Origin of the sequence: Stenotrophomonas aracearum (assembly GCF_031834615.1) — a bacterium.
In the GTDB taxonomy this organism is placed as follows: domain Bacteria; phylum Pseudomonadota; class Gammaproteobacteria; order Xanthomonadales; family Xanthomonadaceae; genus Stenotrophomonas; species Stenotrophomonas aracearum.
Genome location: NZ_CP115543.1, coordinates 1,366,517 through 1,387,180 on the forward strand (window position 1 = coordinate 1,366,517; position 20,664 = coordinate 1,387,180).

Genomic DNA, 20,664 nt, shown 5'->3' on the forward strand with positions numbered 1-20,664 from the left:
CAGGTCGCGCCCGGAGCCGCCGCCGCAGCGGCCGCTGCGGGCGAGGTTCCGCCGGTGGACCGCGTGCCGCCGCCGCCGCGTTCGGCACTGGCCCGGTTTTTCGGTGTCGCACTGGAACCGCGCACCTATGGCGCGCTGTTCTACATGCTGCTGTCGCTGGCCACCGGCACGTTCTTCTTCACCTGGGTGATCACCGGCCTGTCGATGTCGCTGGGCCTGCTGATCCTGATCATCGGCATCCCGCTGACCGTGCTGTTCTTCGGCTCGGTACGCGGCCTGGCGCTGCTGGAAGGGCGCCTGATCGAAGTCCTGCTCGGCGAACGCATGCCACGCCGGCCGCGCTACTCCGACCGCAGCCGCACCTGGCTGCAGCGGATCGGCGACATGTTCACCGACGGGCGCACCTGGCTGACCATGCTGTATTTCGTGCTGATGCTGCCGCTGGGCATCCTGTACTTCACCGTCGCCGTGACCCTGCTGTCGGTGTCGCTGGCCTTCATCTGGGCACCGGTGGCGGCGATGTTCGCGCTGGACGGCGTGCCCGGGCTGTACATCGACGGGAACGTCACCACGCTGCCGCTGTGGACCACGCCGGCATTCGCGGCACTGGGCGTAGTGATCCTGTTCTGCACCATGCACCTGGCGCGCTTCATCGGCCACCTGCACGGGCAGATGGCGAAGCATCTGCTGGTTCGCCTGTAGCAATCGGCGGGTGACGACCGACGGTCGTCACCCGCTGCGATCCTTTACCCCACCTTCTTGCGGATCGGGGTGACGTTGCTGGCGGCCTTGGCCGCCTTCTTCGGCTTTGCCGCCGCCTGCGCATTGGCCGCGAAGAAGTCGCGCACCTTCGGGTACACCGTTTCGCGCCAGCGGCGACCGCTGAAGATGCCGTAATGACCCGCGCCTTCAACGATGAAATGCTCGCGGCGCTCGGCCGGGATGCCCGTGCACAGTTCCTGCGCCGCTTCGGTCTGGCCCAGGCCGGCGATGTCGTCCAGCTCGCCTTCGATGCTCAGCAGCGCGGTGCCGGTGATCGCGCCCGGGTCGACACGCTCGCCCTGCACATACCACTCGCCGCGCGGCAGCAGGAATTCCTGGAAGACCACGCGGATGGTGTCCAGGTAGTAGCGGGCCGGCATGTCCAGCACCGCGTTGTACTCGTCGTAGAAGCGGCGGTGTGCGTCGGCGTCTTCCATGTCGCCCTTCACCAGGTCGGCATAGAAATCCCAGTGCGAACTGAAATGCCGGCTGGGGTTCATCGACAGGAACCCGGCGTGCTGCAGGAAGCCCGGGTACACGCGGCGGCCCGCGCCCGGGTAACCCGGCGGCACCGTGTGGATGACGTTGTTCTCGAACCACGACAGCGGGTTCTGCGTGGCCAGGTTGTTCACTGCGGTGGGGCTGCAGCGTGCATCGATCGGGCCGCCCATCATCACCAGCGAACGCGGCGTGGGTTCGCCGCGGCTGGCCATCAGCGAAACGGCGGCCAGCACCGGCACGGTGGGCTGGCACACGCTCACCACGTGCAGCTTTTCAGCGCCGAGGTGGCGGATGAATTCCTGCACGTACGCGATGTAGTCGTCCAGGCCGAACTCGCCTTCGCTGCCCGGCACCATGCGTGCGTCCACCCAGTCGGTGACGTACACGCGGTGGTCGCGCAGCAGCGTGCGCACGGTGTCGCGCAGCAGCGTCGCGTGGTGCCCCGACAGCGGCGCCACCACCAGCACGAACGGCTGGTTGAGCATGGTGTTGAGCTGGTCGGCCTCGTTGCTGTGGCGCTTGAAGCGCAGCAGCTTGCAGAACGGCTTGGTGACCTCTTCGTGGACTACGATCGGCACGCGCTCGCCATCGACCTCGATTTCGTTGATGCCCCACTCGGGCTTCTCGTAATCCTTGCCGATACGATGGAACAGCTCGTTCACCGCCGCCAGGCGGTCGGCACCGGGCATCTGCGACCACCAATGGCCCTGGTTGGCGAAGAATCTGGCATTGGCCTGGGCCTGGTGCACCCACGGGGCGAGCATGTTGCGGGTCAATTCATGCAGTTGGTAAAGCATGACGTCCGAATATGTATGGTCTTATGTTGCCGCGCAGCATATAGCAACCGGGGCAGAAGCGCCTTAATAGGCGTCAGTCGCATTTGGGTATGCGACCGGTGGGATCAACCGGCACGCTCGAGGGCAGCGGCGTGGCCCGCCAATGCCGGCGACAGCCAGCAATGCGAGCCCAGCGCGGTAAACCCCTCGGCCTTCAGATTGCGCCGGTACCAGGCCGCCGGCCGCGCCTGGAACCCCTCGTGGTCGCCCTCGAACTCGTCCTCGGCGGTGAACGCCTCCAGGAAGGCCACGCCGGCGGTGAGCTCGGCGAAGCCGGCCAGCGCTGGGCGCAGCTCGCGGCTGGGCACGTAGTGCATCACGTCGGCGCAGACCAGAAGGTCCACCGGCGCGCAGGGCCGCAGCCAGGCGAAGTCGCCCACCGTTGCCGGATGCAGGTTGCGGCTGCGCCCGTAGCGCTGCACCGCATACGCGCTGCTGTCGAAGCCCATGTACTGCACGCGCGGGCGCAGCTTGAGCAGCGGCGCGCGCCAGGCGCCTTCGCCGGCGCCGATGTCCAGCACGCTGCGGATCGGCCGTTCCAGGTAGTACTCGGCACTGGCCACGGCCAACGCGACCTTGCGCGCCAGGCGCGCGGCGCCGCCGGTCTGGTCGGGCTGGTACCAGCGCTTGAAATAGGCCTGGTCGTAGGTCTTGGACATGGAAGCAGTGGGCCGGAACGGAAACGGAGGCCATGGTACCGCGCTGCGTCAAACCGTCGCGCATGCGCGTGCGCGGGGAATCGGCCAGAATGAACGACATCCCAAGCCAGCCGCCGGAGCAAGCGCATGCAGTCCTACTACTGGGTCAAGACCTTCCACCTGGTGTTCGTGGTGGCGTGGATGGCGTCGGTGTTCTACCTGCCGCGGATCCTGGTCAACCTCAGCGAGACCGCGGGCCAGCTGCCGGTGATCGAACGGCTGCAGCTGATGGGCCTGCGCCTGTACCGGTTCGGCCACATGATGTTTGGTTTTGCGCTGATTTTCGGGCTGGTGCTGTGGCTGGGCTACAAGGTGATTCCGGATTTCCCGACCATGGTCGCGCCGGGCGCGGCGGGGTGGCTGCACGCCAAGCTGGGGCTGGTGGTGCTGCTGCTGGTGTATTTCAGCTGGACCGGGCGCTTGTTGAAGGGCGCGGTGAAGGGGAAGGTGCTGCCGTCTTCGCGCGCGCTGCGCTGGTTCAATGAGTTGCCGTTGGTGCTGTTTGTCGGGGTGGTGTGGTTGGTGTTGGCCAAGCCGTTCTGAGGCGCAGTAAAAAACCGGGCGCAAGGCCCGGTTTTTCAATGCTCGAAACAACGGCGGATCACGCCGCTTCGTAAGCCCCATAGCTGCGCAGCCGCTCATAGCGCTTCTGCAGCAGGTCTTCGGTGGTCAGCGCTTCCAGCGCGTCCAGCTCATTGAGCAGCACCGCCTTCAAACGCTTGGCCATCTGGGCAGGATTACGATGCGCACCGCCGGTCGGCTCGCGCACGACCTTGTCGACCAGGCCCAGGCTCTTCAGGCGCGGGGCGGTCAAACCCAGCTGCTCTGCAGCGTCCTTGGCCTTGCCCGCGTCCTTCCACAGGATCGAGGCGCAGCCTTCCGGGCTGATCGTCGAGTACACGCTGTACTCCAGCATCAGGGTGCGGTCGCCCACGCCCAGCGCCAGCGCGCCGCCGGAACCGCCTTCACCGATCACTGTGCAGATCACCGGTACCTTCAGCTCGGCCATTTCCATCAGGTTGCGCGCGATCGCCTCGGACTGGTTGCGCGATTCGGCGTCGATGCCCGGCCAGGCACCGGCGGTGTCGATCAGGGTCAACACCGGCAGGCCGAAGCGCTCGGCCATCTTCATCAGGCGCAGCGCCTTGCGGTAGCCCTCCGGCTTGGGCATGCCGAAGTTGCGCTTGATCTTTTCCTTGGTGTCGCGGCCCTTCTGGTGGCCGATCAGCATCACCGAACGGCCACCCACGCGGGCCAGGCCGCCGATGATCGCCTTGTCGTCGGCGAAGGCGCGGTCGCCGGCCAGCTCCTGGAACTCATCGCAGATGATGCGGATGTAGTCGGCGGTGTACGGGCGCGACGGATGCCGGGCCAGCTGCAGCACCTGCCACGAGGTCAGGTTGCGGAAGATCTGGGCAGTGCGCAGGCGCAGCTTGTCCTGCAGGGTGCGCACTTCGGCCTCGACATTGACCGCCGGGCCGGCGCTTGCGCTGCGCAGCTCCTGGATCTTTGCCTCCAGATCAGCGATGGGTTGCTCGAAGTCGAGGTAGTTCGGATTCATCGGAAGCCGTCGTGAAGTAAAGAGGGAAAGTGTAGCCGAATGCGTCGAAATGCCCCGTACGGGGTCGTCTGGTAGGGCCTAGTTGGCCCACGGCGGACTGTAACGCACCTTCAGTGTGCGCACCGCCGGGTCGGCCCGCAGGGCGTCCACCAGCTGGCTGTCCACGCGCACGGCGACGTCGCCGGCCACGTCCAGCATGCCGGCCACCGGGCCCTGTTCGGAGCCGAGCAGCAGGTCCAGGCGCAGGGGCGTGCGGCCGGGGCGGTGGCGGTCGAGCAGGGCATTGACCCGGCTCCAGACCGGCTCGCCCTGGCGCAGGTCCAGGCGCAGCGACAGGCGCGTGGCGTAGTTGGCGCAGATTTCCTCGAAGTCCCAGCACTGGCGGATGCGCAGCGCGTAGCCGCCGTTGAACTCGTCCTCGCGCAGGCCGCCCTTGACCACCAGGATGCGGTCCTTGGTCATCAGGTGGCCGAACTCGGCCAGGCCGTCGGTGAAGGCGCTGCACTCGACCCGGCCCTTGCCGTCCTCGAGCTGCATGAAGATCTGGCTTTCGCCCTTGCGGCGCACGCCGACCACCAGGCCGGCCAGGATCACCGGGGTTTCCTGGCGCCAGGCGCGCTTCTCGCCGTCCTTGCCGGGTCGGGCCGGCGGAATCAGCTTGTCCAGCATGCCCAGGTCGGTGCCGACCAGTTCCTTGACGTCGTCGGCATGCGGGTCGAACGGATGGCCGCTGAGGTAGAAGCCCAAGGTTTCGCGCTCGCCGTCCAGCAGCTGGCCCAGCGCCCACTCCTTTGCTTCGGGCAGGTCAAGCTGCAGCGCGGTGCTGACCGGGTCGGGCGCGCCGAACAGCGAGTTCTGGCCGGAGGCCTTCTCGCGCGACATCTGGTCGGTGGCCTTGAGCACTTCGGGCAGCTGCAGCATCAGCGAGGCGCGGTTCTTGCCGAGGCCGTCGAGCGCACCGCAGTTGATCATCGCTTCCAGGGTGCGCCGGTTGAGCTTGCCCGATTCGATGCGCATGCAGAAATCGAGCAGCGATTCGTAACGGCCCTTGGCGACGCGCTCGTCGACCACGGCTTCGCACGCGCCCTGGCCGACGCCCTTGATCGCGCCGAGGCCGTATTGGATGGTGTCGGCGCTGGAGGCTTCGAACATGTACGCCGACTCGTTCACGCGCGGCGGCAGCACGGTCAGGCCGAGGTTGCGGACCTCGGCCAGGAAGCCGACCACCTTGTCGGTGTTGTCCATGTCCGAGGACAGCGTGGCCGCCATGAATTCGGCCGGGTAATGCCGTTTCAGCCAGGCGGTCTGGTAACTGACCAGCGCATAGGCGGCGGCGTGCGACTTGTTGAAGCCGTAGCCGGCGAACTTCTCCATCAGGTCGAAGATTTCGTCGGCCTTCGGGCCTTCCACGCCGCCCTTGGCCGCACCCTCGCGGAAGATCTCGCGGTGCTTGGCCATTTCCGCCGGCACCTTCTTGCCCATCGCGCGGCGCAGCAGGTCGGCGCCGCCGAGCGAGTAATCGCCCACGATCTGCGCCATCTGCATCACCTGCTCCTGGTACACCATGATGCCGTAGGTGTCCTTCAGGATCGCTTCGGTGCGCGGGTCGGGGTAGATGATTTCTTCCTGGCCGTGCTTACGCGCGTTGAAGGAGGGAATCAGGTCCATCGGGCCGGGGCGGTACAGCGACACCAGCGCGATCAGGTCTTCGAAGCGGTCGGGGCGCGCGTCCTTCAGCAGGCGGCGCATGCCCGAGGATTCGAACTGGAACACCGCGCCGGTATTGCCGTTGGCGAAGATGTCCTTGTAGGTCGGCGCGTCGTCGAGTGGAATGGCGGTGATGTCCACCGGCGGGATGCCGGCGCGCGCATGCCGCTTGTTGATCGCCTTGACCGCCCAGTCGATGATCGTGAGCGTGCGCAGGCCCAGGAAGTCGAACTTCACCAGGCCGATTTCTTCGACGTCGTTCTTGTCGAACTGGGTGACCGGGTTGCGACCGCGGCCGCCTTCGTCGTGTTCGGCGAACAGTGGGCAGAACTCGGCCAGCGGCTCGGGCGCGATCACCACGCCACCGGCGTGCTTGCCGGCGTTGCGGGTGAGGTCTTCGAGCTGGCGCGCCAGGTCGATCAGGTCGCGCACGTCGTCTTCGTTCTGGTAGCGCTGGATCAGCTCCGGCGACGCCATTTCCGAATCCTTGCCTTCGCCCATGGCGTCCTTGAGCGAGATGCCCAGGATGTTGGGGATCAGCTTGGAAACGCCGTCGACCAGGCCATACGGGAACCCGAGCACGCGCCCGGAGTCGCGCACCACGGCCTTGGCCGCCATGGTGCCGTAGGTGATGATCTGGCTGACCCGCTCGCGCCCATACTTGCGCGCCACGTAGTCGATGACCTCGTCGCGGCGGTCCATGCAGAAGTCGATGTCGAAGTCGGGCATCGACACGCGTTCGGGGTTGAGGAACCGCTCGAACAGCAGGTTGTACGGAATCGGGTCGAGGTCGGTGATCTGCAGCGCCCAGGCCACCAGCGAGCCGGCACCGGAACCACGCCCGGGACCGATCGGAATGCCCTGGTTCTTGCCCCACTGGATGAAGTCGGCCACGATCAGGAAGTAGCCGGGGAAGCCCATCTTGATGATGGTGGCGAGTTCGAACTCGAGCCGCTCGAAGTAGTCTTCGCGGGTCTTGCCGGCGGCCAGCGGGTTCTTTTCCAGGCGCGCTTCCAGGCCCTTGCGCGATTCGCTGCAGATCCAGCTGTCCAGCGTTTCGTTGTCGGGCACCGGGTAGTCGGGCAGGAAGTAGGTGCCCAGCCGCATTTCCATGTTGCAGCGCTGCGCCAGCGCCAGCGTGTTGTCGATCGCGTCGGGAATGTCGGCAAACAGCGCGCACATTTCCTCGGGCGACTTCAGGTATTGCTGTTCGCTGTAGTCGCGCGGGCGCTTGGGATCGTCCAGCACGCGGCCGGAGGAAATGCAGACGCGCGCTTCGTGGGCGCTGAAGTCGTCCGGACGCAGGAACCGCACGTCATTGGTCGCGACCACCGGCAGGCCGCGCTGGCCGGCGGCCATCAGCGCGAACTGGTTGAAGGCTTCTTCACCGTCGCGCCCTGTGCGGGTCAGTTCCAGGTGCAGGCCGTCGCCGAACACGCGCTGCCAGTCGGCCAGCTGCTGTTCGGCCAGGTCGTGGCGACCGTCGCCGGCCAGGCGACCGGCCAGGCTGTCGCGGCCGGCCAGGGCAAACAGGTTGTGGCAACCGGCCTTCAGCCAGTCCGGATGCACGGCGACGCCGCCTTCGGGGCGGTGGCCTTCCATCCAGGCGCGGGTCAGCAGGCGCGAGAGGCTGAGGTAGCCTTCGCGGTCGCGGCAGAGCAGGGTCATGCGCCAGGGCGTCATGCCCTCTTCGGCGATCATGATGTCGGCGCCGGCGATGGGCTTGATGCCCACGGTTTCGGCGGCCTTGTAGAACTTGACCAGCGCGAACAGGTTGTTCAGGTCGGTCACGGCCAGGGCCGGCAGGTTCAGTTCGACCGCGCGGCTGAGCAGGTTGGCCTGCTTGGCCTTTTTCGGGTCAGCCTGATCCGGTTTCGCCGGGACACGGATGGTCGAATCCGCCAGCGAAAATTCGGTGTGGACGTGGAGATGTACGAAACGGGAAGTGGTCATGCCGGGCCAATGTAATGCCCGGTCAGGGTAGCGGTGCCGCGCAGGTGTAACAAGGCTTGACAGGGCACGGGGTTAAGGCGGGCCGCGTAGTGGCGGGGGGGGGGGGGGGCCCCCCCCCCCCCCCCCCCCCCCCCGCGCCCCCCCCCCCCCCGCCCCCCCCCCCCCCCCCCCCCCCCCCCCCCCCCCCGAGGAGCCGGCCAGCGGCCGGCACTACGGTGCTGCGGTGCAGTCCCTTACCGGTGCGAAACTCTGCCGGTGGTGGGCACACGGCCCATGCGCGCGCAGCGCGGCCAGGTGGGCCGGGGTGCCGTAGCCCTTGTGCTGGTCGAAGCCGTATTCGGGATGCTGTTCATGCAGCTGCAGCATGTAACGGTCGCGGCTGACCTTGGCCAGGATCGAGGCGGCCATGATGGCGCGGTCGAGGGCGTCGCCGCCGATCAGGGCCTCGGCCGGGCAGGGCAGGCCCTTGGGCACCTTGTTGCCGTCGATGCGGGCGAACTGGGCCACGTGCGACACCGCCTCAACGGCGCGGCGCATGCCCAGCATGGTGGCCTGGTAGATGTTGAGGGTGTCGATCTCGGCGACGTCGACCATCACCACGTGGAAGGCCAGGGCGCGCTGCTGGATCCGATCGAACAGCTGGTCGCGGCGCAGTGCGGTGAGCTGCTTGGAGTCGTCCAGGCCGTTCAGGCGCGGGCGGTCCGGGCAGAACACCACGGCGGCCACGGCCACCGGGCCGGCCAGCGGGCCACGCCCGGCTTCGTCGACCCCAGCTACGTAGCGCGGGGCAACGGTGGCCAGGGCGGCGCCGTCGAACAGCGCCAGTGAGGCAGCCGCGGCGTGGCGGCGGCTCATGCCGGGGTGCCGGGGGCGGGGCCGCGCGTGAGCAGTTCGGCGACGGCGTCGGCGGCGCGCGCGGAGGCGTCCTGGCGCAGCTGCAGGTGCAGCTGCTCGTAGGTCGGCTGGATGTCGAGGGCGCGTTGCGGGTGGTCGAACCACTGCTGGATGGCGTCGGCGAGCTTGTCCGGCACGCAGTCGTGCTGGATCAGCTCGGGGGCGAGGTCCTTGCCGGCCAGGATGTTGGGCAGGGCGAAGCGGTCGACCTTGATCAGGCCCAGCGCCTTGACGATGCGGTAGGTCAGTTCGGCGACGCGGTAGCCCACCACCATCGGGCGCTTGACCAGCATGGCTTCCAGGGTGGCGGTGCCGGAGGCGAGCACGACCACGTCGGCGGCGATCATCGCGGTTCGGGCCTGGCCGTCGAGCACGTGCGAATAGGCCACCGGCAGCGCGGAGCGCGAGAGCTGTTCGGTGATCAGGCGGCGGCAGGCCGGGTTGGCGGCGGGCACCACCACGTGCAGGCCGGGAATGCGTTCGGAGACCTGCCAGGCGGCTTCGAAGAACGCTTCGCCGAGCTTGCTGATCTCGCCCAGGCGGCTGCCGGGCAGCACGGCCAGGACCTTGGCGTTGCAGGGCAGGCCGAGGGCGACGCGGGCGGCATCGCGGTCGCTGTGCAGGGGAATGTCGTCGGCCATCGGGTGGCCGACGAAACGCGCGTCGATGCCGTGGCGGGCATAGATCGGCGGTTCCATCGGGAACAGGCACAGCACCAGGTCGGCGCTGGCACCGATCTTCTCGGCGCGCTTCTCGCGCCAGGCCCAGACCGAGGGGCTGACGTAGTGCACGGTGCGCACGCCGCGCTCCTTCAGCCAGCGCTCGACGCCGAGGTTGAAGTCGGGGGCGTCGATGCCGATGAACACGTCCGGCTGCCACTCGAGCACGCGGCTGCGGAAGGCCTTGCGCAGCGTGAGCAGGCGCGGCAGGTGGCGCAGCACTTCGGTCAGGCCCATGACGGCCAGTTCGCTGGCGTCGAACCAGGTCTGGCAGCCGGCGTTGCGCATGGCGTCGCCACCGATGCCGGCAAACTCGGCATCGGGGAAACGCTGTTGCAGTTCACGCACCAGGCCGGCGCCCAACAGATCGCCGGAGGCTTCGCCGGCGACCAGGGCGATCCGCAGCGGGCGGCCGGTCATCGCAGCAGGGGCCTCTCGGCGTGCTCGATGAAGTCCAGCATGTCCTTGACGTCAGGGCTGTGCGCGGCCTGTTCGGCGAGCTGCACCTTGGCTTCGGCCAGCGGCAGGCCGGCGACGTACAGGGTGCGGTAGGCGCGCTTGATGCTGGCGATGCGCTCGGCGTCGAAGCCACGGCGCTTGAGGCCTTCGCTGTTGATGCCGCGCGGGCGGCCGAGCGAGTCGCTGCCGACCATGGTGAACGGTGGCACGTCGCCATTGGTGAGCGCGCCCATGCCGAGGAAGGCGTGGGCACCGATCCGGCAGAACTGGTGGGCACCGGCGAAGCCGCTGATGATGACGTAGTCGCCGACGGTGACGTGCCCGGCCAGGGTGGTGTTGTTGGAGAACACGCAGTTGTTGCCCACGTGGCAGTCGTGCGCGACGTGGGTGTAGGCGAGCATCCAGTTGCCGTTGCCGATGGTGGTGATGCCACCGCCGCCACCGGTACCGCGGTTGAGGGTGACGAATTCGCGGAACACGTTGTCGTCGCCGATCACCAGTTCGGTGCGTTCGCCGGCGTACTTCTTGTCCTGCGGTTCGCCGCCGACGGCAACATGGCCGATGAAGCGGTTGTTGCGGCCGATCCGGGTCGGGCCGTGGATGGAGCAGTGCGGGCCGACCTCGGTGCCTTCACCGATCTCGACGTCGGCACCGATCAGGCAGAACGCACCGACACGCACATCCGCCGCCAGTTTCGCCGACGGGTCGATGACCGCGGTGGGGTGGATGAGCGGCGCGTTCATTCGCGGGTGCCGGCGCAGAGGACTTCGGCGCAGGCGACGACTTCGCCGTCGACCTTGGCCATGCAGTCGTACACGGCCATGTTGCGGATGACGCGCTTGATCTGGACGTGCATTTCAAGCACGTCGCCGGGGACGACCTGCTTGCTGAAGCGGGCCTTGTCGACCTTGACCATGTAGAACAGCTTGGACTGTGCGTCGCGGCCGAGGGTGAGCTGGGTCAGCACGCCACCGGCCTGGGCCATGGCTTCGATGATCAGCACGCCGGGCATGATCGGCTGGCTGGGGAAGTGGCCCTGGAAGAACGGTTCGTTGATGCTGACGTTCTTGGTGGCGACGATGGTACGGTTTTCGTAGTCGATGGAAACGACCTTGTCGACCAGCAGGAAGGGGTAGCGGTGCGGGATCAACGCCTGGATCTGGGTGATGTCCGGCAGCTTCTGTTCGTGGCTCATTCCTTCTCCTTGCTTACAGACAGGATGCGACGGGCCAGGGCATCGAGCTGCTTGAAGCGCGCGGCGTTCTTGCGCCACGTGCGGTTGTCGGTCAACGGGGTACCGGAAGAGTATTCGCCCGGTTCGGTAATGGAGTTGCGCACGACGGATTTGCCGGTGATGACCACCTTGTCGCAGATCTCGAGGTGGCCGACGACGCCGACGGCGCCGCCGAGCAGGCAGTAGCGGCCGATCTTGGCGCTGCCGGCAATGCCGGTGCAGCCGGCGATGGCGGAGTGGGCGCCGATCTGGACGTTGTGGGCGATCTGGACGAGGTTGTCCAGGCGGACGTCGTTGTCGAGCACGGTATCTTCAAGGGCGCCACGGTCGACGCAGGTATTGGCGCCGATCTCGCAGTCGTCGCCGATACGCACGCCGCCGAGCTGGGGCACCTTGATCCAGCTGCCGGCGTCCATGGCCAGGCCGAAGCCGTCGGCACCGAGCACGGCGCCGGGATGGATGCGCACGCGCTTGCCGATCCGGACGCGGGTGACGAGGGTGACGCGGGCGATCAGTTCGCAGCCGGTGTCGAGGGTGCAGTCTTCGCCGATGATGCTGCCGGGGCCGATGATGCAGTTTTCGCCGACGACGCTGCGGGCGCCGATGGTGACGAAGGGGCCGATGTGGGCGCTGGCGGCGATCCGGGCGTCGGGGTCGATGACGGCGCTGGGGTGGATGCCGGGCGGCCGGGTCGGGGCGATGTCGAACAGCGCGGCGATCTTGGCGAAGGTGGTGTAGGGGTCCTTGGCGATCAGCGCGGTGGCGGGGGCCGCCTCGGCGTCGTCGGCGCGCAGCACCACGATGCCGGCCTGGCTGTCGGCCAGCTGGGTCCGGTAGCGCGGGTTGGCCAGGAAGGTCAACTGGCCGGGACCGGCATGGGCAAGCGTGGCCACGCCACGGATGGCGGTGCTGCCATCGCCATGGACCTGCAGGCCAAACTGCTCGGCGAGTTGCTGGGCGGTATAGGTAGGAGTGTTCACGGCGGAAGTTTACCGTGTGGCGTGACTGCGGTCATGTTCCTGCGAAGAGCCTTCGTCTGACGGTTCTCCTGGCTGGGGCCGGCGGGAGGGGGGGTGCGGGACACGCCTTAAATCTCCCGTTAGGCTCGGGCGGCACATCCATGTGCCTTCACGGTCCCGTACCCCCCTCCCGCCGGCCCCTCGACAGTCTGTCGGTGGCCCCGAAAACAAAAACGCCGGGCAATGCCCGGCGTCTCGTGATGCGTCTGGTGGAACAGCCCCCTTTTGTTAAGGGGGCGCGCCGACAGGCGCGGGGTTAGGAAGCAGGACGGGCCCCAAGGTTTGCGCAGCAAACCTTGGGATTTACCTTCGTCGGTCAGAACTGACCGCCGAAGGTAAATTGGAGGCGTTCGATCTCGTCGCCGTCTTCCTTCTTGATCGGGAAGGCGTAGCTGATCGAGATCGGGCCGACCGGGGCGCGCCAGAGCAGGGCGACACCGGCCGACGCACGCAGTTCGTTGGCCTTGAAGTTGTCCGCACCGTTGTACACGTTGCCGACGTCGAAGAACGCGGAAACGCGGGCCGACGGGCTGTCGAACAGCCGCGGGAAGTAGGCTTCGACTGAGCCGACAGTCTTCAGGGAACCGCCAAGCGGCTGGCCACGGCTGTAGGAGTCGGTCGGCTCCGAACGCGGGCCCAGAGTGTTGTCTTCGAAGCCGCGCACCGAGTTTGTACCACCGGCGTAGAAGTTCTCGAAGAACGGCAGGCCCGAAGCGGTGACCGTGCGGGTGGTGCCGTCCGGGTCGGTGATGACGCGGGTGACGTCGTTGCCGTAGGCGTCGCCATAACCGAGTTCTGCGCGGGTGTTGATGACCAGCGACGGGATGATCGGCCAGTACTTGGAAACCTGGTAGTTGAGCTTGTAGTACTCGACCGTGGAGCCGGGCAGGGTGGTTTCCAGACCGACACGCTGGTACATGCCGCGGGTGGGCATGAAGTAGTCGTTTCGCGTGTCGCGCGCCCAGCCCAGTTCGGTGCGCCAGGAGTGGAAGGTGCGCTGGCCAATGGCATCGATGTAATCGATGATCGACTGCGGCGTGGCACCCTTGTACGTGGTGATCTGGTTGCTGTCGATGCCCACCATCAGCGAGACGGTGTCGTTCTCGGTGATCGGCACGCCGAACACGACCTGCGCGGCACCGTTGGTGCTGTTGTACTGCGCGGTGTTGAAGTCGGAGTAGTCCAGTTCGCGCCAGGACAGGTTGTAGCCCAGCGAGACGCCGTCGTCGGTGAAGTACGGGTTGGTGTAGGAGAAGCCGTAACGCTGCAGGTAGCTGCTGCGCGAGGCTTCGACCGACACGCGGTTGCCGCCGCCCAGGAAGTTGTTCTGGGACAGCTGCACCGAGGTGGTCATGCCGTACGACTGGGAATAGCCCAGGCCGAACACGAAGCTGCCCGAGGTGGTTTCCTTGACGTTGTAGACCACGTCGACCTGGTCGTTGCTGCCGGTGACCGGCGGCGTTTCGACGTCGACCGATTCGAAGTAACCCAGGCGCTGCAGGCGGATCTTGGAGCGGTCGATCGCGGCCTGCGAGTACCAGGTGTTTTCGAACTGGCGCATTTCACGACGCAGCACTTCGTCGGAGGTGCGGGTGTTGCCCTTGAACACGATGCGGCGCACGCCCACGCGCGGACCCGGGACGACCTGCATGTTGATCGCCACGGTGCGCTCGGCGCGGTTGCTGGTCGGGATCGGGTTCACCTTGGCGAACGCGTAACCGATGTTGGACAGCGAGTTGGTGATGGCGTCCGAGCTGAACTCCAGCAGGGCGCGCGAGAAGGTGTCGCCGGCCTTCTGGATCAGCATGCGCTCCACGTCTTCCTGCGGAAGGATGGTGTCGCCGGTGACCTTGATCTCGGAAATCTTGTACTGCTCACCCTCGGTCACGCCGGCGGTGATGAACATGTCGCGCTTGTCGGGGCTGATCGAGACCTGGGTGGAGTCGATGCTGAAGTCCACGTAGCCGCGGTCCAGGTACCAGGAGTTGAGCTTCTCCAGGTCGCCGGACAGTTTTTCCTTCGAGTACTGGTCATCGCGGCGGTACCACGAGGCCCAGTTGTGCTCCTTGGACTCCCAGGTCTTCAGGATGTCTTCGGATTCGAACTTTTCCGTGCCGACCAGGTTCACGTGCTGGATCTTGGCCGCCTTGCCTTCCTTGATCGCGATGGTGATGTCCACGCGGTTGCGGTCCAGCGGGCTCACCGTCGGGGTGATCTCGACGTTGTACTTGCCACGGTCGTTGTACTGGCGGCGCAGTTCCTGGGTCACGCGGTCCAGGCTGAGGCGATCGAAGGTGCCGCCCTCGCTCAGGCCGATGTCGCTCAGGCCCTTCAACAGCTGGTCGCTCTTGATGTCCTTGTTGCCGGTGACGGTCAGCTTGTTGATCGCCGGGCGTTCCTTGACCGTGACCACCAGGATGTCGCCCTGGCGCTGCAGCTGCACGTCTTCGAAGAAGCCCGTCTTGTACAGGGCACGGATGGACTCGCCGACCTTGTTGTCGGTCAGGGTTTCGCCACGTTCCACCGGCAGGTAGGTGAACACGGTACCGGAGGTGATGCGCTGCAGGCCGTCGACACGGATGTCGCTGACGGTGAAGGGCTCGGCTGCCTGGGCCAGAGCAGGCGCGCCGAAGACGGCAGCAAGTGCAAGGGCAAGCAGGCGGCGATTGGGGAGTCGCGTCATGTCACGTCCGGTTGGAGTCGAATACGTTGTTTCGGGATGCCGGCGCATAAGACGACGACAAAAGGGTAAAAGTTCATCGCGGGACCAGACCAAGGATGTCGTTGTAAAACGCCAGTCCCATCAGTCCGGCCAGCATGGCAAGGCCGATGTATTGGCCGGTCGCCATGGCACGCTCGCTCAGCGGGCTGCCCTTGACCAACTCAATAAGGTAATACAGCAGGTGCCCGCCGTCCAAGATGGGGATGGGCAACAGATTTATGATGCACAGGCTGAGCGAGAGCACGGCCAGGAACCAGAGGAACCAATCGAGCCCGCGCTGGGCGGTCTGGTTGGCCACGCGGGCGATGGTGACCGGGCCGGAAACGTTCTGCAGCGAGGCATTGCCGGTCACGATGCGGCGCATCATGCCCAGCGAATCGGTGGCCGCGCGCGCGGTTTCGCGCAGCGCGGCGGGGATCGCGGCCAGCGGGCCGTACTGCAGGGTGGTGTCGTAGGCCGGTGCGCTGGACTGCGGGAAACCCACCCCGACCTGCCAGGTGGGCTGGCCACGGCCGTCCTTGCCCTGGCGCGGGGTGATCTCCAGCGCCAGGCGCTCGCCGCCGCGCAGCACCTCGACCATGCCCGGGCCGCCGCGCTTGCCCAGCGCCTGGATTGCGGGGGAGACCTGGTCGGCCGCGTCGATGCGCTCGCCGTCCACGGCCACGATCAGGTCGCCGGGCAGCAGTACGCCCTGTGCGGCCGAGTCGGGCACGACCTGCTCGACCATGGCCGGCTGCAGGTGGAACTGCCAGGTGAGCCCGGCCAGCGAGGACACCCAGCGTTCGTCGAACCCGGCCGGCAGCTGCGAAAGCGGCAGGGTGCGGGTGCGTACTTCGTCCTGCGCGTCCCGGACTTCGACCTTGGCGTCGTGGCGGTCCATCGCGGCGGTGGTCAGCGCCATCGCCGCCTGGCTGGCGGTGACCACGCTGCGCGCGTCCACGCTCAGCACGCGGTCGCCGGCCTGCAGGCCGGCGGCCTGGGCCATGCCGGTGGTGCGGCCGATGGTGGCCGAGTAGTCCTGCTTGCCCAGCACGAACATGGCCCAGAGCAGGGCCACGCACAGGATCAGGTTGGCCAGCGGGCCGGCCGCGACGATGGCGATGCGCTGCCACACGGTCTTGTGGTTGAAGGCCAGGCCGCGTTCGGCCGGGTGCACCTCGACCTCGCGCTCGTCCAGCATCTTCACGTAGCCGCCGAGCGGAATGGCGGCGATGGCGAACTCGGTGCCGTTGCGGTTGCGGCGCATCCACAGCGGGCGGCCGAAGCCGACCGAGAAGCGCAGCACCTTTACCCCGCAGCGGCGCGCGACCCAGTAATGACCGAATTCATGGAAGGTCACCAGCACGCCAAGGCTGACGATCATCCACCAGACGGAGCCGATGAATTCACCCATGGTGGAGGTCGCTGGAAAGGAGCGGGAAGGGCATTCAGGCGTGGTCGATGGCGGCTTGGGTGATCTGGCGGGCGCGCTGGTCGGCGGCGAGCAGGCCCTCCAGTGTATCGGCGGACGCTGCCGGCAGTGTTGAAAGTGCGTTAGCGACCAGCCTTGGAATGGCTAGGAAAGCGATCCGCCCCTGAAGAAACGCTGAAACGGCGATTTCATTGGCCGCATTGAGGATGGCCGGGGCGGTGCCGCCGGCGGCCATGGCCTGCCAGGCCAGCGCCAGGCACGGGAAGGCCTCGGTGTCGGGCGCTTCGAAGTCCAGCCGGCCCTGGGCCAGCAGGTCCAGCCCGCCCACGCCCGATTCGATGCGGTCAGGCCAGCCCAGGCCGACCGCCAGGGTGGTGCGCATGTCCGGCAGGCCCATCTGGGCCAGGGTCGAACCGTCGACGAATTCGACCAGCGAATGCACCAGGCTCTGTGGGTGGACCAGCACTTCGATGCGCTCGCCCGGGATGTTGAACAGGTGGTGGGCCTCGATGACCTCCAGCCCCTTGTTCATCAACGTCGCCGAATCCACCGAGATCTTCGGGCCCATCGACCACTTCGGGTGGGCCACGGCCTGCGCGGGGGTGACCCCGGCCAGCTCGGCCCGGCCACGCCCGCGGAACGGGCCACCGGAGGCGGTGAGCAGGATCCGGCGGACGCCGGCCTGGTCCAGGCTGGCGTCGCGCGAGCGCAGGCACTGGAAGATGGCGCTGTGTTCGCTGTCGATCGGAATGATCTCGGCGCCGGCGGCGCTGGCACGGCGGGTCAGCAGCTCGCCGGCCAGCACCAGCGATTCCTTGTTGGCCAGCAGGATGCGCTTGCCGGCGTCGGCCGCGGCCAGGGTCGAGGACAACCCGGCGGCGCCGACGATGGCGGCCACCAGGGTGTCGCAGGCGTCACTGGCGGCCAGCTGGTCGAGCGCGGCGGCCCCGGCATGCGCCTGGGTGTCCAGGCCGGCTGCGCGCAGGCCGTCGCGGAGCTCGCCGTAGCAGGCTTCGTCGGCGATCACCGCATGCAGCGGGCGGTGCGCCACGCACAGTGCCAGCAGCGCTTGGACCTGGCTGCCGGCTGCGAGCACGGTGGCGCGGTAGCGGTCCGGGTGGCGCGCGATGACGTCCAGCGCGGACGCGCCGATCGAGCCGGTGGCACCGAAGACGGCAACCCGGCGGGGGGCAGAAGCGCTGTGCATGTCAGAACCCGAAGATTTCCTTGCCCAGCGCGAACACCGGCAGCGCGGCCAGCACGCCGTCGATGCGGTCCAGCACGCCGCCGTGGCCCGGGATGATATGGCCCGAGTCCTTGGCGCCGGCATGGCGCTTGATCAGGCTTTCGTACAGGTCGCCCAGCACCGAGGCGAACACGCTGACCACGGCGGTGACGACCAGGCCGAGCACATGGTCCGGACTGACACCGGCGATCCAGCCGAACAGCAGGGCCACGGCCAGGCCTGCCAGCATGCCGCCGGCCAGGCCTTCCCAGGTCTTGTTCGGGCTGATCCGCGGCGCCAGTTTGGTCCGGCCCAGGCTGCGCCCGGCGAAGTAGGCGCCCGAATCGGCCGCCCAGACGACTGCGAGCGCGGTCAGCAGCCACAGGTGGCCGTTGTCGCCGCTGGCGTGGATGAGCACCAGCGACGCCCAGGCCGGCACGATCGCCAGGCTGCCGGCGAGCAGCTTGAGCGCGCGCGCCGGGCTGCCCGGTTCGGCGCCGAAGGTGAAGAAGCGCAGCCACAGCAGGGCCAGCAGCCACCAGCCGATGCCGACCAGCGTGGCGATCTGGTACAGCACCATCGAGCCGGCGTCGGCCCACACGATGAGCACCATCAGCACCAGGTTCAGCACCAGCAGCACGGTGCGCGCCAGGGTGTCCTCCACGTCTGCCAGCTTCAGCCATTCCCACAGGCCGATCAGGAACACGGCGGCGGCGGCGGCCGCCAGCCACTGGGTGGGCAGCAGCAGGATGGCCGCGATGGCGAGCGGCGCCATGATCAGCGCGGCGATGACTCGGGTCTTGGTCATGGGGTCGAGGTCTCGGTGGCCAGGGCGGCGATCTGGGCACTGGTCAGGCCGAAGCGGCGTTCACGCACAGCGTAGGCGTCCAGCGCCTGCTGCAGGATGGCGGCGTCGAACTCGGGCCACAGCACCTCGGTGAACCACAGTTCGGTATAGGCCAGCTGCCACAGCAGGAAGTTGCTGACGCGGGTGTCGCCGCCGGTGCGGATGAACAGGTCCGGCGCCGGCAGGTCGGCCAGGGCGACGCGGCTGCCGAGCAGCGCTTCGTCGATCTGGTCGGGCAGCAGGCGACCGGCCGCGACCTCGGCGGCCAGTTCGCGTGCGGCACGGGCGATGTCCTGGCGGCCGCCATAGCTGGCGGCGATGCTCAGGGTCAGGGTGGTGTTGCCGGCGGTACGCTGCTCGGCGAGCTGCATGCGGCTGACCAGCCCGGCCCCGAAGCGTTCGCGTTCGCCGATGAAGCGCACGCGCACGCCGCGGCGGTGGAGTTCATCCACCTCGCGGTCCAGGGCATTGAGGAACAGCTTCATCAGCGCGTCGACTTCGTCGCTCGGCCGGCCCCAGTTTTCACTGGAGAAGGCGAACAGCGTGAGCGCGGCGATGCCGCGCTCCAGGCAGAAGTCGATGGTGCGGTTGACCGCGCGCGCGCCGGCACGGTGGCCGATCACGCGCGGACGGCGCCGCTTCTGCGCCCAGCGGCCGTTGCCATCCATGATGATGGCAACGTGGCGGGGCACGGCGGAGGACGCTGGATGGGTCGGGGCCTGGGACATGGGGCTCAGACCTGCATCAGTTCCTTTTCCTTGTCGGCGACCACACTGTCGACGTCCTTGATGGCCTTGTCGGTCAGCTTCTGGATGTCGTCTTCGCCGCGCTTCTTGTCGTCTTCGCTGATCGACTTGTCCTTGAGCAGGTTGCCGATGGCCTTGTTGGCGTCCTGGCGGATGTTGCGCACGGCGATCTTGGCGCCTTCGCCTTCCTTCTGCACCTGCTTGCCCAGCTCGCGGCGACGTTCTTCGGTCGGCGGCGGCAGGTTGAGGCGGATCACGGTGCCGGAGACGTTCGGGGTCAGGCCCAGGTCGGAGGCGTAGATGGCCTTCTCGACGTCCTTGATCATGCCCTTGTCGAACACGGTGATGACCAGTGAGATGCCTTCGGACACGGAGATCGAGGCGACCTGGTTCAACGGCACTTCGCTGCCGTAGGCACGGACCGAAACGCGGTCCAGCAGCGACGGCGAAGCGCGCCCGGTGCGGATGGAGGTGAGGGAGTGCTTCAGAGCATCGATGCTCTTTGCCATGCGCGTCTGCGCGTCCTGCTTGATATCGTTGAGCATCGCCCGAATCCTGGATGTCACTGGGAATCGGGCGATTATATCCCCTCTCAGGCGTTGTCGCGGCCCCGGACCAGGGTGCCGATGTTCTCGCCGTGCAGGATCTTCAGCAGTTCGCCCGGCTGGCCCATGTCGAACACGCGCAGCGGCAGGTCGCTGTCGCGGGCCAGGGCGAAGGCGGCGGTGTCCATCACTTCCAGCCCACGGCGGATCACTTCGTCGTAGGTCAGGCTGTCGAAACGGACCGCATCGCTGTACTTGTTGGGGTCCTTGTCGTACACGCCGTCGACCTTGGTGGCCTTCAGCAGCAGGTCCGCGCCGATCTCGATGGCACGCAGCGCGGCACCGGAGTCGGTGGTGAAGAACGGGCTGCCGACGCCGGCGGCGAAGATCACCAGGCGGCCCTTTTCCAGGTGGCGGATGGCGCGGCGGCGGATGTAGTCCTCGCACACGTCGTTGATCTTGATCGCGCTCATCACCCGGGCCTTCGCGCCCAGCTTCTCCAGCGCGTCCTGCATGGCCAGCGCGTTGATCACCGTGGCCAGCATGCCCATCTGGTCGCCGGTCACGCGGTCCATGCCACCGGCCGCCAGGCCGGCGCCGCGGAAGATGTTGCCGCCACCGATGACCAGCGCCACTTCGGCACCGGCCTGCTGGGCTTCGATCACTTCACGCGCCAGGCGGTTGATCACCTTGGGGTCGATGCCATAGTCCTCGTCTCCCATCAGCGCCTCCCCGGAAACTTTCAGCAGGATGCGGCGATAGGTGAGATTGGACATGGTGGCCTCTGGATGCGTGGAAAACGCGGGAATTCTACTGGAAGCGGCG

The 20,664-nt window shown here is 67.3% G+C and carries 18 protein-coding genes; 2 read left to right on the forward strand and 16 right to left on the reverse strand.

Annotated elements, in window-relative coordinates:
* The first annotated feature begins 144 nt into the window (after nt 1–144).
* The gene (locus PDM28_RS06315) at nt 145–702 is read left to right on the forward strand and encodes a sensor domain-containing protein (protein WP_484605322.1); all 558 of its coding nucleotides are present in this window, start codon (nt 145–147) and stop codon (nt 700–702) included.
* 44 nt (nt 703–746) lie between these two features.
* Here the strand turns inward: PDM28_RS06315 and PDM28_RS06320 are convergent, their stop codons facing one another.
* Both PDM28_RS06320 and PDM28_RS06325 read right to left on the reverse strand, forming a co-directional pair.
* Nucleotides 747–2,060, reverse strand: coding sequence for a polyhydroxyalkanoate depolymerase (locus PDM28_RS06320; RefSeq protein ID WP_311184206.1), 1,314 nt, complete (start codon nt 2,058–2,060; stop codon nt 747–749).
* A 104-nt stretch (nt 2,061–2,164) separates the two neighbouring features.
* A complete protein-coding gene (locus PDM28_RS06325; protein WP_102946700.1) occupies nt 2,165–2,758 on the reverse strand; it encodes a class I SAM-dependent DNA methyltransferase in 594 nt (197 codons plus the stop codon).
* A gap of 126 nt (nt 2,759–2,884) precedes the next feature.
* Between PDM28_RS06325 and PDM28_RS06330 the strand changes: the two genes are divergently transcribed.
* Nucleotides 2,885–3,340 (forward strand): CopD family protein, encoded by a 456-nt coding sequence (locus PDM28_RS06330; protein ID WP_311184207.1) that lies wholly within the window; start codon nt 2,885–2,887, stop codon nt 3,338–3,340.
* 58 nt (nt 3,341–3,398) lie between these two features.
* On the opposite strand, the gene PDM28_RS06335 is transcribed toward PDM28_RS06330, so the two are convergent.
* From PDM28_RS06335 to pyrH, 14 genes are all read right to left on the reverse strand, one after another.
* Nucleotides 3,399–4,358 carry an acetyl-CoA carboxylase carboxyltransferase subunit alpha gene (locus tag PDM28_RS06335; protein ID WP_102946698.1) on the reverse strand — a complete coding sequence of 320 codons (960 nt, stop codon included), beginning with the start codon at nt 4,356–4,358 and terminating at the stop codon, nt 3,399–3,401.
* A gap of 78 nt (nt 4,359–4,436) precedes the next feature.
* Nucleotides 4,437–8,018 (reverse strand): DNA polymerase III subunit alpha, encoded by a 3,582-nt coding sequence (dnaE, locus tag PDM28_RS06340; RefSeq protein ID WP_311184208.1) that lies wholly within the window; start codon nt 8,016–8,018, stop codon nt 4,437–4,439.
* Nucleotides 8,019–8,228: 210 nt separating this feature from the next.
* Nucleotides 8,229–8,873, reverse strand: a complete 645-nt coding sequence (locus tag PDM28_RS06345) for a ribonuclease HII (RefSeq protein ID WP_311184209.1) — start codon at nt 8,871–8,873, stop codon at nt 8,229–8,231.
* On the reverse strand, nt 8,870–10,051 hold the full coding sequence (gene lpxB / locus PDM28_RS06350; RefSeq protein ID WP_311184210.1) for a lipid-A-disaccharide synthase: 1,182 nt from the start codon (nt 10,049–10,051) through the stop codon (nt 8,870–8,872). The genes PDM28_RS06345 and lpxB overlap by 4 nt, the downstream gene beginning before the upstream one ends.
* On the reverse strand, nt 10,048–10,833 hold the full coding sequence (lpxA, locus tag PDM28_RS06355) for an acyl-ACP--UDP-N-acetylglucosamine O-acyltransferase (protein WP_070207542.1): 786 nt from the start codon (nt 10,831–10,833) through the stop codon (nt 10,048–10,050). The genes lpxB and lpxA overlap by 4 nt, the downstream gene beginning before the upstream one ends.
* The gene (fabZ, locus tag PDM28_RS06360; protein ID WP_102946694.1) at nt 10,830–11,285 is read right to left on the reverse strand and encodes a 3-hydroxyacyl-ACP dehydratase FabZ; all 456 of its coding nucleotides are present in this window, start codon (nt 11,283–11,285) and stop codon (nt 10,830–10,832) included. Before fabZ ends, lpxA begins: the two co-directional genes overlap by 4 nt.
* Nucleotides 11,282–12,304 (reverse strand): UDP-3-O-(3-hydroxymyristoyl)glucosamine N-acyltransferase, encoded by a 1,023-nt coding sequence (gene lpxD / locus PDM28_RS06365; RefSeq protein ID WP_070207540.1) that lies wholly within the window; start codon nt 12,302–12,304, stop codon nt 11,282–11,284. Before lpxD ends, fabZ begins: the two co-directional genes overlap by 4 nt.
* A 355-nt stretch (nt 12,305–12,659) precedes the next feature.
* Nucleotides 12,660–15,026 carry an outer membrane protein assembly factor BamA gene (gene bamA, locus PDM28_RS06370; protein WP_311184211.1) on the reverse strand — a complete coding sequence of 789 codons (2,367 nt, stop codon included), beginning with the start codon at nt 15,024–15,026 and terminating at the stop codon, nt 12,660–12,662.
* A gap of 73 nt (nt 15,027–15,099) precedes the next feature.
* The gene (gene rseP / locus PDM28_RS06375; RefSeq protein WP_311184212.1) at nt 15,100–16,458 is read right to left on the reverse strand and encodes an RIP metalloprotease RseP; all 1,359 of its coding nucleotides are present in this window, start codon (nt 16,456–16,458) and stop codon (nt 15,100–15,102) included.
* Nucleotides 16,459–16,492: 34 nt separating this feature from the next.
* Entirely contained in the window at nt 16,493–17,683 is a 1,191-nt protein-coding gene (dxr, locus tag PDM28_RS06380) for a 1-deoxy-D-xylulose-5-phosphate reductoisomerase (protein ID WP_311184213.1), read from the reverse strand.
* Between the two features lies 1 nt (nt 17,684).
* Entirely contained in the window at nt 17,685–18,509 is an 825-nt protein-coding gene (locus tag PDM28_RS06385; RefSeq protein ID WP_102946689.1) for a phosphatidate cytidylyltransferase, read from the reverse strand.
* Entirely contained in the window at nt 18,506–19,276 is a 771-nt protein-coding gene (gene uppS, locus PDM28_RS06390; protein WP_102946688.1) for a polyprenyl diphosphate synthase, read from the reverse strand. The genes PDM28_RS06385 and uppS overlap by 4 nt, the downstream gene beginning before the upstream one ends.
* A 5-nt stretch (nt 19,277–19,281) precedes the next feature.
* A complete protein-coding gene (gene frr, locus PDM28_RS06395; RefSeq protein WP_102946687.1) occupies nt 19,282–19,839 on the reverse strand; it encodes a ribosome recycling factor in 558 nt (185 codons plus the stop codon).
* Between the two features lie 47 nt (nt 19,840–19,886).
* Nucleotides 19,887–20,615, reverse strand: a complete 729-nt coding sequence (pyrH, locus tag PDM28_RS06400) for a UMP kinase (RefSeq protein ID WP_102946686.1) — start codon at nt 20,613–20,615, stop codon at nt 19,887–19,889.
* Between the last annotated feature and the right edge of the window lie 49 nt (nt 20,616–20,664).

Coding starts and splice junctions, on each gene's coding strand:
- PDM28_RS06315 (WP_484605322.1), top strand. CDS start 145: ATGCTGCTGTCGCTGGCCACCGGCACGTTCTTCTTCACCTGGGTGATC.
- PDM28_RS06320 (WP_311184206.1), bottom strand. CDS start 2,060: ATGCTTTACCAACTGCATGAATTGACCCGCAACATGCTCGCCCCGTGG.
- PDM28_RS06325 (WP_102946700.1), bottom strand. CDS start 2,758: ATGTCCAAGACCTACGACCAGGCCTATTTCAAGCGCTGGTACCAGCCC.
- PDM28_RS06330 (WP_311184207.1), top strand. CDS start 2,885: ATGCAGTCCTACTACTGGGTCAAGACCTTCCACCTGGTGTTCGTGGTG.
- PDM28_RS06335 (WP_102946698.1), bottom strand. CDS start 4,358: ATGAATCCGAACTACCTCGACTTCGAGCAACCCATCGCTGATCTGGAG.
- dnaE (WP_311184208.1), bottom strand. CDS start 8,018: ATGACCACTTCCCGTTTCGTACATCTCCACGTCCACACCGAATTTTCG.
- PDM28_RS06345 (WP_311184209.1), bottom strand. CDS start 8,873: ATGAGCCGCCGCCACGCCGCGGCTGCCTCACTGGCGCTGTTCGACGGC.
- lpxB (WP_311184210.1), bottom strand. CDS start 10,051: ATGACCGGCCGCCCGCTGCGGATCGCCCTGGTCGCCGGCGAAGCCTCC.
- lpxA (WP_070207542.1), bottom strand. CDS start 10,833: ATGAACGCGCCGCTCATCCACCCCACCGCGGTCATCGACCCGTCGGCG.
- fabZ (WP_102946694.1), bottom strand. CDS start 11,285: ATGAGCCACGAACAGAAGCTGCCGGACATCACCCAGATCCAGGCGTTG.
- bamA (WP_311184211.1), bottom strand. CDS start 15,026: ATGACGCGACTCCCCAATCGCCGCCTGCTTGCCCTTGCACTTGCTGCC.
- rseP (WP_311184212.1), bottom strand. CDS start 16,458: ATGGGTGAATTCATCGGCTCCGTCTGGTGGATGATCGTCAGCCTTGGC.
- dxr (WP_311184213.1), bottom strand. CDS start 17,683: ATGCACAGCGCTTCTGCCCCCCGCCGGGTTGCCGTCTTCGGTGCCACC.
- PDM28_RS06385 (WP_102946689.1), bottom strand. CDS start 18,509: ATGACCAAGACCCGAGTCATCGCCGCGCTGATCATGGCGCCGCTCGCC.
- uppS (WP_102946688.1), bottom strand. CDS start 19,276: ATGTCCCAGGCCCCGACCCATCCAGCGTCCTCCGCCGTGCCCCGCCAC.
- frr (WP_102946687.1), bottom strand. CDS start 19,839: ATGCTCAACGATATCAAGCAGGACGCGCAGACGCGCATGGCAAAGAGC.
- pyrH (WP_102946686.1), bottom strand. CDS start 20,615: ATGTCCAATCTCACCTATCGCCGCATCCTGCTGAAAGTTTCCGGGGAG.